This is a genomic window from Chloroflexota bacterium (assembly GCA_035652535.1).
In the GTDB taxonomy this organism is placed as follows: Bacteria; Chloroflexota; UBA6077; order UBA6077; family SHYK01; genus DASRDP01.
In genome coordinates this window covers 1-13,846 of the sequence record DASRDP010000034.1, presented here as the reverse complement: position 1 = coordinate 13,846, position 13,846 = coordinate 1, and the positions used below count along the sequence as shown (strand labels likewise).

Sequence of the window (13,846 nt, the reverse complement as noted above, 5' to 3'; positions counted from 1 at the left end):
ACGGAACGGTGGGCCGCGTCCAATCGCCGCAGTAGCCGTCGCGCGCCGAGGTCATGAAATCGGTCCAGATGGGGGCCGCGAGGGCGCCGCCGAACCCGTCGGCCATCGGGATATTCCCGCCCGGGAACCCGACCCACACCGCCGTCGAGAGCCTCGGCGTATATCCAACGAAGTAGGCGTTTGAGAGATTCTCGGCGGTCCCGGTCTTGCCCGCGGCGGGACAGCCGAAGCCCCCGACAGTGGCGTTGGCGGTGCCGGCCGGGTTCGTGATCACCTGCTTGAGCACGTTGGTCGCCGCGTACGCCTGGTTGTACGGAAACACGCGAGTGTGCGGCTCGTCGCCCATGTTGAGCACCCTGCCGCTGGGGAAGACGACCTTGGCGATCGCGGTTGGCGCGATGTGCTGGCCGCCGTTTGCGATCGTGCCGTACGCATCGGCCATTTCAAGCGGCGTCACGCCGTATTTGAGGCCACCGAGCACCTCGGCGGGATTGCCGTTGAGCGGCGAGGTGATTCCCATCGCGTGCGCCATCCGGTCGAACTTCGCCATTCCGAGGTCGACAACGAGCTGGGCGAAGACGGTGTTGTCGGAGACGATCGTCGCCTTGGTGATGTTGATGACGCCCTGATAGGTCTCCTCGGCGGTATGTACCGACCAGGTCGGCTCGCTCGGCAGCCAACCGGGGGCCAGGAAGTGTGAGTTGTAGTAGGTCTTGCCCGGCGAGCCGTCGTAGTCGTGGATCAGCGTCATAAGGGCGAAGACCTTGAAGGCAGAGCCGGTCTGGCGCAGGCCCTGGGTGGCATAGTCGAAACTCGAGTGGGCGTACGTCGAGGAGTTCGCGATTGCGACGATGTGACCGTTGGTTGGGTTGATCGACGCGAGCGCGGCTGCGGGCTGACCCGGTCCGCCCTCGTGGGCGAGGATCGCGCGTTGCGCCTCCGCCTCGGCGCTCGGCTGGATCGTGGTGTAGACCCGGAGGCCGCCGGCGTCGACCGCAGGGCACCCCTTGGTCACGGGCTGATTGGGGCAAAAGCGTTGGTGCAGCTCCTGCACGACGTAATCGAAGACGTAGGGGAGGCGCTTTACGCCGAACAGACTGCTGTGGCGCGCCTGTAGGGGTTCTGCGTTGGCCGCGGCGGCCTGAGCCCTGGTGATGTAGTGCGACTGCACCATCGCCTGCAGTACGCGGGCACGACGCTGGCGCGCCAGCTTCGGAAAGAGGAACGGGTTGTACTCGGAGGGCGCCTGTGGCAAGCCCACGAGCAGCGCCGACTGAGCCAGATCGAGCTTCTGGACGGGCTTATCAAAGAACAGCCTGGAGGCGGCTCCTATGCCGTAGGCAGTCTGCCCCCCCACGGTCCCGTACGGCACGACGTTGAGGTAGCTGTCGAGGATCCAGTTCTTGCTGTGCCGGTTGTAGAGCTGCTGGGCGAGCTTGGCCTGCTTGATCTTGTAGGTCAAGGTGTGATCGACGTTTTTCAGATACAGGTTGTCGATCAGCTGCATGGTCAATGTCGAGGCCCCCTGCAGACTGCCTCTGCCGAAGAGGTCCCTGACCGCCGCGCGCAATATCCCTGTGTAATCGAGGGCCCCGTGGTGCCAGAAACGGCGATCCTCGATCGCCACCGTGGCGCGTCGAATCGTCTTGGGAATCTGCGAGCCGTCGACAGGGATGCGCAGCGTGGTCGAGTTGATGTAGCCCAGAGGCTCGCCGTTGGCGGCGAAGATCTCCGACAGCGCACCGGGCTTGTGCGGTTTGAGCTGGTCGAGATTGGGCGCAGACGCGGCCACCGCCGTGACCCAGCCAATCACGGCAACTGTGCCGAGGCCCAGCGCACCGAACACGACGACGAAGGCGAGAAGAATCTTCCGCCTGACAGGATGCCGGTGGCGCCGACGGCGCCGCTGTCTTTCGCGTCTGCTCATGGAAGCATCTGGTTGCTGCACGCGGCTGCATCGCCGAGGGCGCAGCAGGCGACAGCCATTTTAGACGCACAATTCCTGGGCCTCTCGGATTAGTCCTTCCGCCGTACGCGCCATTGCAGATCCAGATCCGTCACACGCGTACGATCTTGATGCGCGTGAGCCTTAGCGCGCTCCAAACCCCTCCCCGATCCCCCGAGGCAGCCCCACCGCGGCCGGTCCGGCGGCGCGCCGAGCTGCGGACGTGCTGGCGTGCCCTGTGGATGTCGCGGCTCGTGGTATTCGCGGCGGGCATCTTCGCGGTCCTGCAATTCGGACGCGGCGACTCCAGTGGCTCCTTCGATCCCGCACGGGTCACCGCGCCCTTCTCAGCGCTGGGGAACCTGCTCGTGTCTCCGCTCGCCCGCTGGGACTCGGTGTGGTATCTGGCGATCGCGGGCCAGGGCTATGGGCACTCGGCGCAGCGGACCGCCTTCTATCCGCTCTACCCGCTGCTGATGCGGATCTTCGGGACCCTGTTTCGGTCCGATCTGATCGGCGGCGTGGTGGTCTCGCTCGCGTGCTTCGGCATCGGGTTGGTCCTGCTTCACCGGCTCGTGACGCTCGAGCTGGGAGAAGGCAACGCCAACGTCTGCGTGATGCTGATCGCGTTCTCGCCGATGGCGTTCTTCTTCTCCGCCGTCTATACCGAGTCGCTGTTTCTGGCCCTCTCCGTCGGGTGCATCTACCTGGCCCGCCGAGGACGGTGGTGGGCCGCCGGACTGCTGGGCGGCCTCGCAGCGGCTTCTCGTAACACGGGCGTGCTGTTGGCGGTCCCGCTGCTGCTGCTGTACCTCTATGGCCCGCGCGACGACGCCCTTCCCGTTGGTGAGGGAGACGTGCGCCTGATCCCCGTTGGTGAGGGAGGCGTGCGCTTGATCCCCGTCGGTGAGGGAGGCGTGCGCTTCGGTACAGGAGTCCTGCGCGCGGGTGGAGGGTTCTATCCGCGCGCGCTCGCGCCCCTTTCCCGGCTGCGTCCCCGCTACGCCGTGCGGCCGTCTTTGTTGTGGATCGGGCTCGTGCCCGCGGGCCTTGGCGTTTACGTTGCCTGGCTCGCCCTCACATCCGGCAACGGCCTCGCGCCTTTCGGCGTCGAGCACCTCTGGTATCGGCAATTGGCCTGGCCCTGGGGTGGTATCTGGCAGGGAACGGTCGCGGCCTGGGATGGACTTCGACAGCTCCTGCATGGCGCTGCTCCGCCCACTTACTTCCCCAAGGCGGCCGGCAACCCGATGAGCGTGGCGGGCCAGAACCTGATGCTGTTCGCGTTCTTGATACTGGGCGTGATCGGGTGCGTCGGTGTGTTCAGGAAGCTGCCGTTCGCCTACGGGGCATACGTGGTGGTGGCGCTCGGAGCGGCCCTTTCCTACCCGGTCATACCCCAGCCGCTGGCGTCGCTACCCCGGTACGAACTGGTGCTGTTCCCACTGTTCATGTGGGGGGCGACATGGGTGCGCAGGCGCAGGATCGCGCTGCAGACGATCGCGATCAGCGCGGTGCTGCTCGGGCTGTTCACGGCCGAGTTCGCGACGTGGCGATTCGTGGCTTGAGAAGTGGCTGTTCGCGGCTCGGAGCACTCCACGATGCGCAGGCCCCGGGCAGTGACCTTCGACGCGCTCGGCACCCTCGTCGAGCTCGAGCCGCCCGGTCCCCTGCTCCGCGCAGGGTTACAGGAGCGTGCCGGCGTCGAGATCAGTCCCGCGCAGGCAGACGCTGCACTCGCAGCCGAGATCTCCTACTACCGAGCGCATCTCGACGAAGGCCACGATCGCGAGAGCCTGGCTGGGCTGCGACGCCGTTGCACGAAGAGACTCCGCGAAGCGCTTCCGGCAAGCGCGCACGGCATCGAGCTCGACTCGCTCGAGGCGATCCTCCTGGCAGCGCTGCGGTTCCGCGCTTTCGCCGATGCCCGGGAGGCGATCGAGGCGGCCCGGCGTTTGCCCGCCCGAGTGCTCGTGGTCTCCAACTGGGATGTCTCCCTCGAGGACGTGCTCTTGAGGTTGCACCTGACGCCCTTGCTCGACGGTGTGATCACGTCGGCCGGCGCAGGAGCTCGTAAGCCCTCGCCGGCGATCTTCGCGCGGGCGCTCGAGCTCGCCGGCGTGGCGCCCGAGCGGGCGGTGCACGTGGGGGACAGCGTCGAGGAGGACGTCCAGGGGGCGCGCCGGGCCGGAATCGAGCCGATCCTGCTCTCCCGCGATGGCCGGCCCGGCGCGCCTGGAGTGAGGACGATCTCTGGGCTGGGCCAGCTTGCACCGGAACTTTGGCGATCCAGTTCGGCATAGGCGAACCGCAGCGCCATTGTTCGGGCCTAATCTTGCTAGCACGATGTACAAGGCGTCCGAGGAATCCGTAGACGGCAGCAACTGGCGGCCGTGGATGGCCCCCGCAGCGGCAGTCTCCGCGTTTGCCCTGGGGCTGTTTGCCGCCAGCATCGTGGCCGCGATCGGCGGCTCCAAGGGGACGAACGCGGCAAACCCGACCCCCGCCGTGGCGCTGATCGGCTCGGTCTTCTTCGACCTGTCCCTGGTCGGGGCGGCGGTCTACTTCGCCCGGTTGAGAGGCCCCCTGCGCGCCTCGGACTTCGGTTACCGGAGGGTGTCGCTGCGTCTCGCGGTCGGAGCGTTCGCGGCGGCGGGAGTGATCTATTACGTGGTCACGGCCCTCTATGCGACCCTCATTCGGCTGCACGGGACCGAGAAGCTGCCGAGCGAGCTCGGCGTCGGCAAGAGCACGGCGGCGCTCGTCGGAGCGGCGGTGTTCGTGTGCGTGATCGCCCCGATCGCCGAGGAAACCTTCTTCCGGGGGTTCTTCTTCGGCGCGCTGCGGCGGTGGCGGATCACGTTGGCAGGCCGCGATGTGGGCACCCTGCTCGCGGCCGTTGTGACGGCAATAGTGTTCGCCCTCGCCCACATCGGCTCTGCGCCCGCCCAGTACCTTGTGCCGCTTGGATTCCTGGGGTTCATGCTTTGCCTGGTGCGCTGGCGGACCCGATCTCTCTACCCCTGCATCGCGTTGCACTCGGTCAACAATTCGCTAGCGCTCGGGATCAACGAGCTGCACTGGCAAGCGGGCGACGTCTTCGCGCTCATCGCCGGCTCGCTGCTGGTGATCGGAGCGGTCACGGGCCCGCTCTCGGTGCGCCGACCCGCGCCGGCGGGGGCGTAGGAGCGTGGAAATGACGCACGCCGAGTCGGTGGACGCTGCGCGCGCGGCGCTGGTAGATCAGCTGCGCGAGCACGCCTTGGTGATCGGCAAGGTAGTCCTTACCAGTGGGCGAACTGCGGAATACCTGGTGGACGCCAAACGGGCGATTCTGAGGCCGGAGGGATTTTTCGCGCTGGCGGCGCTCGTCGCGGATCAGGCACGCGTCTGGCGAGCCACGGCCGTCGGCGGCATGACCATGGGAGCCGACCCGATCGCATGCGCCGCGCTCGCGGGCGGCGCAGAGGTCAAGGCGTTCTTCGTGCGCAAGGAGGTCAAGGACCACGGCCTTGCGCGCCGGATCGAGGGACCGGCCCTTGCGCCCCGGGACCGGCTGATGGTGGTCGAAGACGTGGTCACGACCGGGGGCTCGACCATCCGGGCCGTGGAGGCGGTGCGCGAAGAGGGCCACACCGTATGCGGCGTCCTGGCGATTTGCGACCGGCTGGCAGGCGGCGCGCAGACAATCGAGCGGGCCGCGGGGGCTCCATTTGTGGCTCTGACGACGATCGACGAGATCTATCCGCAACGCCCGGACCGAGGCGAGGGTAGTTAGAGGCCTCGCCCTCTGGTTAGAGGCCTCGCCCTCTGGCTGGAGGCCTCGCCGTCTGGCTGGAGGCCTCGCCCTCTAGCTAGAGGCCTCGCCCTCTTCGGTCTTGCCACACGACGCCGACGGTTGCGCCGAGCGACGGATGAGTACCCCCGGCAGGAATCGAACCTGCATCCCGCGCTTAGGAGGCGCGTGCTCTATCCATTGAGCTACGAGGGCGTTGGGGAGAGGGTAGGCAAATCGGCGCTATGGGCAGGCCACGGGGCGTGCGGGCTACCTCGTCGCCGCCCCGCCAACGCATTAGCGGTTAACCCACATGGTTAATCACGATTTCAGCGTTACCTCACTTGTGACTTATCTCGTGTCAGTGCCTGAGAGGGGGCTGTGACCGTCGGGGCGATTTGGACATCCGGATTCATGGATCCATGCCGCCAGCTGAGCGCGCAGATGGAAGCTCGTCAGGACCGCCGCCCAACGTCCACTCGATGCGTGGTGCAAGCAGCGCTCAGGGGCCGGCACCGCCCCCACCGATATGGCCGCTGCCACCCCGGCGACGGCCGGCCCTCAGATTGCGAGCGTGTTAAACCTACGTGGACAAACCCCAGCCCGGTGTGATAATCACGCGCACCGTGGAGGAGGGTCCATGCCAGAGGTCGCGTCCCCGGCACGCAAATGAGCGCCGGGGCAAGCGGTCGTTGGCCGACCAAAACATATGAGCAGCGGAGTCGCGAAGCTGACCGGGTTGACAAGCCCGGCGGCTACGGATCCGTGCTTCCCGCAATGGCTGACGTCGTAGGAGACGGAGGGGGCTGGCGGTGAGCGTAGGCGCCCCTGAGTCATTGCTGGTCGAGTCAGAATCCGTCGACAGCGTCGAGCTCATCGGCGGCGAGATCGTCGCGCGCTCTCCATGGCAGCTCTTCTGGCGACGGTTTCGCTCCGATCGGGTGGCGATGGTCTCGGCCGCGTTCATCGTGCTGGTGATCCTGATGGCGGTCCTTGCACCCGTGCTCGTCAGCCTGATCGGTCTCACCGGCCCCAACCAGCCCAACCAGAACGCCTTGGACGCCTTTGGTCAGCCCACCGGTCCCAGCGCGGTCCACCCCTTTGGTGTCGATGAGCTGGGGCGCGACGTTCTCGCACGCGTCATCTACGGAGCGCAGGTCTCGCTCGAGATTGCATTCATCGCGACGGGCATCGCAGTCCTGATCGGGGTCGCGATCGGCACGATCGCGGGCTACTTCCGCGGCTGGGTTGACTCGTTGCTTTCACGGATCATGGACATCGTGCTGGCGTTCCCGATCCTCCTGCTGGCGATCGGGCTGGCGTCGGCGTGCTCGCTCGGGAAGGGGTGCCTGGGAGGCCTTGTAACTCCGGGGCGCGTGACGCTCATCGTCGTGATCGCGCTCTCCTCGTGGCCCTATATCGGCCGGATCATCCGGGGGCAGGCGCTGTCGCTGCGCGAGAAAGAATTCGTCGAGGCCGCTCGCTCGCTCGGCGCCTCTAACACCCGGATCATGTACCGCGAGATCCTGCCCAACCTCGTCGCTCCGATCATCGTCTACACCTCGCTGATCCTGCCCGTCAACATCCTCTACGAGGCGGCGCTGGACTTCCTCGGCGTGGGAATACAGCCGCCCACTGCGAGCTGGGGGCAGATGATCGCCGACGCGTCTCCGAACTTCAACACAGCGTGGTGGTACATGGTCTTTCCCGGCGTAGCGCTCGTGCTGACCGTGCTCGCCTTCAACCTCGTCGGCGACGGGCTCCAGGACGCGCTCAATCCGAAGACCGGTCGCTGAACCACATGAACACGTCACTCACATCAACAAGGAGGAGGATCACTACATGCGTCTGATCAGACGGGCGCTCATTCCGCTCGTGGCCGCCGGATGTGCAATCGGGGTGGCCGCCTGCGGGTCGAGCAGCAGTGGTGGCTCGGGCTCGGGCTCAAGCTCCAGCAGTAACAGCAGCATCTCGCTCAGCGGTCTGGCGAATACCAAGCCCAGCTCGAGCCAGGTACGGGGCGGGACGCTCCAGGTGGTCTCGGCTGAGGGGTGGGAGCACCTCGATCCTGGAGCGTCGTACTTCCAGATCGACTACCTGATCGAGTACTCCACCCAGAGCCCCCTCTACATGTACACGCCGACCAATTCGGTCACGCCAACACCCCTAGTCGCTTCTGGGGCGCCAACGATCAGCGATGGCGGCAAGACCCTGACCGTCCACATCAAGTCGAACTTCCGCTTCAGCCCGCCGGTCAACCGGGCCATCACCTCCAAGGACGTGGCGTTCGCCTTCGAGCGGATGTTCAACGCCAATGTGCAGAACGGCTATGCGTCGGGGTACTTCCCGATTGTCGGCGCGAAGCTGGCCCCGGGCAATCGCCCGATTTCGGGGATCCAAACGCCCAACAAGACCACGATCGTCTTCCACCTGACGAAGCCGTTCGCCGCCACCATGGCCAAGGCGCTCACCCTCCCGGGAACCTCCGCGGTCCCCGCTGGCTACACCAATAAAGCGGATAAGAGCAGCCCCTCGACCTGGGACAGCAAACCGACCACTCAGATCTTCACCGGCCCGTACATGATCAAGAGCTACTCGGCCGGACAGCAGATCGTTCTGGTGCGCAACCCCAACTGGAGTAAGTCTGTTGACGGCGTGCGCCCGGCCTACGCCGACAAGATCGTGTGGAACGCAGGACTCGATTCCACGGTCGCCGCTCGCAAGACCCTCGACAGCTCCAATCTGTTGATGGCGGATACTCCGCCGCCATCGGTGCTGAAGACGGCTTACGAGAGCAAGAAAAAGCAGCTGACGGTCGGGCCGCTCGGGATCTACTACGCGGCGCTTAACACGACCGTGCCGCCATTCAACAACATCAACCTGCGCAAGGCCGTGGTCGCGGAGGCAGACCGCAACGCCTATCTCCTGGACCGCGGCGGCAAGCTGATCGGATCAGTGGCCACGCACTTCATCTACCCGGAGGTGCCGGGCTTCAAGGAGGCCGGCGGCGCCGCCGGATTCAAGCAGGACTTCATCTCGCACCCCAGCGGCGACAAGACGGTGGCGTGCAAGTACATGAAGCTCGCTGGCTATCCCAACTGCAAGTACACAGGCAAGTACGGTCAGTATGGGAGCGTGCTGATCGTCGGCTCCAATGCCGCCCCGGACCCGCAGGAGATGCAGACGGTTCAGACGGGGCTCAACGCGCTGGGCTTCAAGACCACGATCAAGGCGGTCCCCCAGCAGACGATGTACTCGAAGTTCTGTGGCTACGTCAAGGCGCACGTCAACGTATGCCCGACTGCGGGCTGGATTGAGGACTTCCCCGATCCGTATGCGGCGCTGTTCGTGCCCTTCAGCGGCGAGGCGATTGTCCCCATCAACAACTCGAACTGGGCCAGCCTCGACGATCCCAAGGTCAACAAGGCGATCGACTCAGCTTCGGCGATCACCAATCAGTCACAGCGGCTTAAGGCGTTTGCCCAAGCAGACAAGATGATCGTCGACGACGCGCCGGCGATCCCTGAGATCTGGTCCTCCAATGCCGAGCTCCAGGGAACGACGGTCCACGGCGTGAAGGATCCGTGGAACGACGACTGGAACCTCGCGTTCAGTTCGACGAAGTGAGGGCCACATAGACTCAACAAACCACTGATCCGAGGGGGCCCCGCCACTGCCGCGGGGCCCCCTCGGGCATGTCACCGCCATGGGTCGTTACATAATCCGGCGCCTTCTGTGGGCCATCGTGGTGCTGATCATCGTGAGCGCGGTGACCTTCGTCATCTTCTACGCGCTTCCGTCCGCCGACCCTGCCGTCCTGCGGGCGGGCCGCTCGCCGAATCCCGCGCTGATTGCCCATATCCGTCACACGTTGGGCCTCGACAAGCCGATCTATGTGCAGTACTGGCTCTACCTCAAGGGCGTGGTGCTGCACTTCAACTTCGGCTACAGCTACCAGTACTCGTTACCGGTTCGCACGCTGATGTTCCAACGGCTGCCGGCCACGATCTCGCTCACCGTCGGGGCGGTGATCGTGTGGCTGCTTATAGGCCTACCAATCGGGGTCATCTCTGCGACCCGGCCGCGAACCTGGATGGACCGCACGACCATGGGGGTCAGCCTGCTGGCCATCTCCGCGCCGGTGTACTGGCTTGGACTGGTCGCGCTCTTTCTCTTCGCCAACGACATCGGGGTCGTTCACATCTTCGATGGCGCCGACACTTACACTGGCCTCACCGCCAACCCGGGGCGATGGTTTGGTTCGCTGCTTCTGCCGTGGCTGGTCCTTGCGGCCAGCTTCGCCGCCTTCTACGCCCGCCTGTTGCGGGCTAACCTGATCGAGACGATGTCGGAGGACTACATCCGCACGGCGCGCGCCAAGGGCCTGCCGGAGTGGCGTGTGGTTCTCCAGCACGGCGTGCGCTCCGCGATCACGCCGATCGTGACCGTGCTAGGGCTGGACATCGGCATCCTGATGGGCGGGGCGGTCCTCACGGAGACGGTGTTCGACATCCCTGGCGTTGGGCGGCTTGCCTACGACGGCATCCAGAACGCCGATCTGCCGGTGATCCAGGGCACGGTCATGCTCGGCGCCTTCTTCATCGTGATCGCGAACCTCGTCGTCGACATCCTCTACGCCTACCTCGATCCGCGGGTCAGATACACGTGAGCCCGCTGCTCGAAGTCGAGGACCTCCGTGTCAGCTTTGACACCGAGGATGGCGTCGTCCACGCCGTCGACGGTGTCTCGTACGAGGTCGACACGGGCAGGACCCTAGGAATCGTGGGGGAATCCGGGTCAGGGAAGACGGTTTCGTCACTCACCACGCTCGGCCTGACACGTAGTCGCTCCACGCGGATCTCGGGCCGGATCGTGTTCGAAGGCCGGGACCTGCTGACCGCCTCCACCGACGAGCTTCGCCGCATCAGGGGCAACGAGATCGCGATGATCTTCCAGGACCCGCTGTCGTCTCTTCACCCCTTTTACAAGGTCGGCCACCAGCTCGTCGAGGCCATCCGCATACACCGCGACGTGTCGAGATCGGCTGCCCACAAGCGTGCGATTGACCTGATCGAGCTGGTGGGCATACCCGATCCCAAGCGGCGCGTGGACCAGTACCCCCACGAGTTCTCAGGCGGGATGCGCCAGCGGGCGATGATCGCAATGGCGCTCGCCAATGAACCCAAGCTGCTGATCGCCGATGAGCCGACCACCGCACTCGACGTGACTGTCCAAGCGCAGATCCTGGCGCTGTTGCAGGACCTCCAGGACCGGCTGGGAATGGCCATCATCATCATTACGCACGACCTGGGCGTGGTGGCCGAAATCACCGACGAGATCTGCGTGATGTACGCCGGGCGCATCGTTGAGCATGCGTCGACCGACCAAATCTTCGAAGCACCCGAGCACCCCTACACATGGGGCCTTATCACATCGATTCCGCGGCTCAACCAGCAGCGCGGCGACGATCTCGTGCCGATCTCAGGGCGGCCCCCCAGCCTGATCCAGCGGCCGTCGGGGTGCTTCTTTCATCCCCGTTGCCCGTACGTGCAGAAGCGCCATCGCACCGAGGACCCGCCGCTTGCGCCATTGCCCGACAACGCCCGCCACCAGGTGGCCTGCCTGCTGGATGCGAACATCCGGCGCCAGATCTGGAACGGTCTGAAGGCCGGTCGTAACCCCGCTTCGCTGCGCCGGCTCGCAGGGGACGGATATCCCTCGCGGGCGCCCGCAGTCGCGTCCACTGCGCTGGGCACCGAGGCGCCTGAGATGCCCCCAAGCGGGGCGGGCGCCCCATGACCACCGTCGAAGAGCCGGCCAAGGCGTCCGCGGCCACGACCGAAACCCCGCTGCTCGAGGTCCGAGGTCTAACCAAACACTTCCCCATCACCCGCGGGATCGTTTTCCAGCGCAAGATCGGCGCCGTCAAAGCAGTGGACGGCGTCTCCTTCGCGGTCAAGCGCGGTGAGACCCTGGGCCTCGTCGGTGAAACCGGATGTGGCAAGAGCACCACGGCAAGGCTGCTGGTGAGACTGCTCGACCCGACCGGAGGTGAGGTGCTATTCGAGGGAGAGGACATCGCCAAGCGCAAGGGCGATGGCCTCAAGGCGCTGCACCGCGAGGTGCAGATGATCTTCCAGGATCCCTATTCGTCGCTCAACCCACGCAAGACCGTTGGCTCGATCATCGCCGAGCCGTTCGCGATCCACCGGATGCTCACCGAGAAAGGAGCACGCAAGCGACGGGTCCAGGAGCTCATGGATCGAGTGGGGCTCAACCCTGAGCACTACAACCGCTATCCACATGAGTTCTCCGGCGGTCAGCGCCAGCGAATCGGAGTCGCACGCGCGATCGCGTTGGATCCCAAGCTGCTCGTCGCCGACGAGCCCGTCTCGGCGCTCGACGTTTCGATCCAGGCACAGGTGCTGAACCTGCTGCGCAGCCTTCAGCGCGAATTCAACCTGACGCTGATCTTTATCGCGCACGACCTCTCCGTGGTGCGGCACATGTGCGACCGCGTAGCGGTTATGTACCTCGGCAAGGTCGTCGAGCTTGCGCCTAATGAGGCGCTCTATGGGTACCCGCGCCACCCCTACACGGGTGCTCTGCTCTCGGCCGTCCCGGTGCCCGACCCGGCTCAGTCGCGCCGTCGCGCCCGCCAGCTCCTATCCGGCGACGTCCCCAGCCCAGCCAATCCGCCGTCCGCCTGCCGCTTCCACACTCGCTGCCCAAAGGCACACGAGGTCTGCTCCGTGGATGAGCCGCCGCTGGAGGACAAGGGAGGGGGCAGTGTTGCGGCATGTCACTTCCCGCTGAGCAGGGAAGAGGTCCGCAGACAGGACCCCGTGGCGGCCGAGTAGCCGCCCTATTCCCCTTCTTCCTCCTCCTCGTCGTCCTCGACGTACAGTGACTCCGCCGCCAGCTCCTGGCCGCGCTTGCTCCACAGCTTGATCTCCAAGAAGTCCTGGCGGTAGTTGTCGGGAGCGATCAGCGTGAAGCGATCCTCGACCAGTTCACACTGGTCGACCGCGAGATTGGCAAGTTCGGCCGTCACTACCTCGCCGCTGGGGATCAGCGGCACCCCCCAGACGAGCGTCATGTCGGCCGAGTTGCCCTCCTCGCCCCGCCACGAGCCGATCACTTCGTCGTTGAGATCAAGCTTCCAGTCGGGGTTGGATTCGGCCAACTCGGAGGTGAAGTCCGCGTGCGCGTGGAAGTCCGACGGAGCGCGTGATTCCGCGGGCTGCTCGCCCGATGAGCCCTCACGGAACGAGACATAGCCGAAAAGCTCATAGCCGGTAGTCGTGCGTGCGACCGCGGGGACAAAGGTTCGGCCTGCGTACGAGCGATCGGGAAACCACGCGACCTCGCCGGGCTCCCCAAGGTCTTCGCCCTCGGTGTCGATCTCGGCACACGCGGCACGGAAGTGATCCGCGAGCGTCTCCGCCCAGCGCCCATAGGGGAGGCTCTCCTGCGGCGGCGAAGCCGCAAAGCTGATCACGAACCTGTCGGTGGGGGGCATGGGAATAGCGGTACCGGCCTAGCTTGCCGCGCCAACGAGAGTCTCTCGCCCTGCCTGGGCGATGGTGCGTCCGAGACCCTCGCGCAGGTCCACGGTCGGCTCCCAACCCAGGATCTCCCTCGCCAGCGTGATGTCGGGCTGGCGGACCTTGGGATCGTCGATGGGCAGGGCCTCGAAAATGATCTCGGACCCTGAGCCCGTAACTTCGATGACCAACTCGGCCAGTTCGAGCAACGTGTACTCGTCAGGGTTGCCGATGTTGACGGGGTCGTGATACCCAGACTCGGCGAGCGCGATAAGGCCACGGATCTCGTCCTCGACGTAGCAAAACGAACGCGTCTGAGAGCCTTCTCCGAACACCGTGATGGGGCGGTCCTGAAGCGCCTGACGCAGGAAGGTCGGGATCGCGCGGCCGTCATGGGGACGCATCCTGGGGCCGAAGGTGTTGAAGATCCTCGCGATGGCAGTGTCCACCCCCTGCTGGCGGTGATACGCCATCGTCAGCGCTTCGGCGTAGCGCTTGGCCTCGTCGTAGACGCCGCGGGGACCGATTGGATTCACATGCCTTTAATACGACTTCGGCTAAAAGTAAACCTTCAGATCG

Annotated in this window: 11 protein-coding genes, 1 tRNA gene and 1 pseudogene; 9 read left to right on the top strand and 4 right to left on the bottom strand. The window is 65.5% G+C overall.

Annotation, left to right across the window (positions count from 1 at the left end):
* Positions 1-1,927: transglycosylase domain-containing protein (locus tag VFC51_04425; protein HZT06251.1), on the bottom strand; the 1,927-nt coding region annotated here is incomplete at its 3' end.
* A 272-nt stretch (positions 1,928-2,199) separates the two neighbouring features.
* Between VFC51_04425 and VFC51_04420 the strand changes: the two genes are divergently transcribed.
* The 4 genes from VFC51_04420 (at position 2,200) to pyrE (ending at position 5,723) form a co-directional block, all read left to right on the top strand.
* On the top strand, positions 2,200-3,513 hold the full coding sequence (locus tag VFC51_04420) for a mannosyltransferase family protein (protein ID HZT06250.1): 1,314 nt from the start codon (positions 2,200-2,202) through the stop codon (positions 3,511-3,513).
* Between the two features lie 33 nt (positions 3,514-3,546).
* Positions 3,547-4,248, top strand: a complete 702-nt coding sequence (locus VFC51_04415; protein HZT06249.1) for an HAD family hydrolase — start codon at positions 3,547-3,549, stop codon at positions 4,246-4,248.
* Positions 4,249-4,342: 94 nt separating this feature from the next.
* Entirely contained in the window at positions 4,343-5,131 is a 789-nt protein-coding gene (locus tag VFC51_04410) for a type II CAAX endopeptidase family protein (GenBank protein ID HZT06248.1), read from the top strand.
* A 10-nt stretch (positions 5,132-5,141) separates the two neighbouring features.
* Positions 5,142-5,723 (top strand): orotate phosphoribosyltransferase, encoded by a 582-nt coding sequence (gene pyrE / locus VFC51_04405; protein ID HZT06247.1) that lies wholly within the window; start codon positions 5,142-5,144, stop codon positions 5,721-5,723.
* A gap of 141 nt (positions 5,724-5,864) precedes the next feature.
* On the opposite strand, the gene VFC51_04400 is transcribed toward pyrE, so the two are convergent.
* Positions 5,865-5,936, bottom strand: a tRNA-Arg gene (locus VFC51_04400).
* Positions 5,937-6,532: 596 nt separating this feature from the next.
* On the opposite strand from VFC51_04400, the gene VFC51_04395 reads away from it, so the two are divergent.
* The 5 genes from VFC51_04395 (at position 6,533) to VFC51_04375 (ending at position 12,580) form a co-directional block, all read left to right on the top strand.
* The gene (locus VFC51_04395) at positions 6,533-7,516 is read left to right on the top strand and encodes an ABC transporter permease (GenBank protein HZT06246.1); all 984 of its coding nucleotides are present in this window, start codon (positions 6,533-6,535) and stop codon (positions 7,514-7,516) included.
* Between the two features lie 46 nt (positions 7,517-7,562).
* On the top strand, positions 7,563-9,347 hold the full coding sequence (locus VFC51_04390; protein HZT06245.1) for an ABC transporter substrate-binding protein: 1,785 nt from the start codon (positions 7,563-7,565) through the stop codon (positions 9,345-9,347).
* Positions 9,348-9,426: 79 nt separating this feature from the next.
* On the top strand, positions 9,427-10,389 hold the full coding sequence (locus tag VFC51_04385) for an ABC transporter permease (GenBank protein HZT06244.1): 963 nt from the start codon (positions 9,427-9,429) through the stop codon (positions 10,387-10,389).
* Positions 10,386-11,519, top strand: coding sequence for an ABC transporter ATP-binding protein (locus tag VFC51_04380; protein ID HZT06243.1), 1,134 nt, complete (start codon positions 10,386-10,388; stop codon positions 11,517-11,519). The genes VFC51_04385 and VFC51_04380 overlap by 4 nt, the downstream gene beginning before the upstream one ends.
* On the top strand, positions 11,516-12,580 hold the full coding sequence (locus VFC51_04375; GenBank protein HZT06242.1) for a dipeptide ABC transporter ATP-binding protein: 1,065 nt from the start codon (positions 11,516-11,518) through the stop codon (positions 12,578-12,580). Before VFC51_04380 ends, VFC51_04375 begins: the two co-directional genes overlap by 4 nt.
* A 5-nt stretch (positions 12,581-12,585) precedes the next feature.
* Here VFC51_04375 and VFC51_04370 read toward each other — a convergent pair whose 3' ends face one another.
* Entirely contained in the window at positions 12,586-13,221 is a 636-nt protein-coding gene (locus tag VFC51_04370) for a hypothetical protein (protein ID HZT06241.1), read from the bottom strand.
* A gap of 39 nt (positions 13,222-13,260) precedes the next feature.
* Positions 13,261-13,846: pseudogene (locus VFC51_04365) on the bottom strand (NAD-dependent epimerase/dehydratase family protein).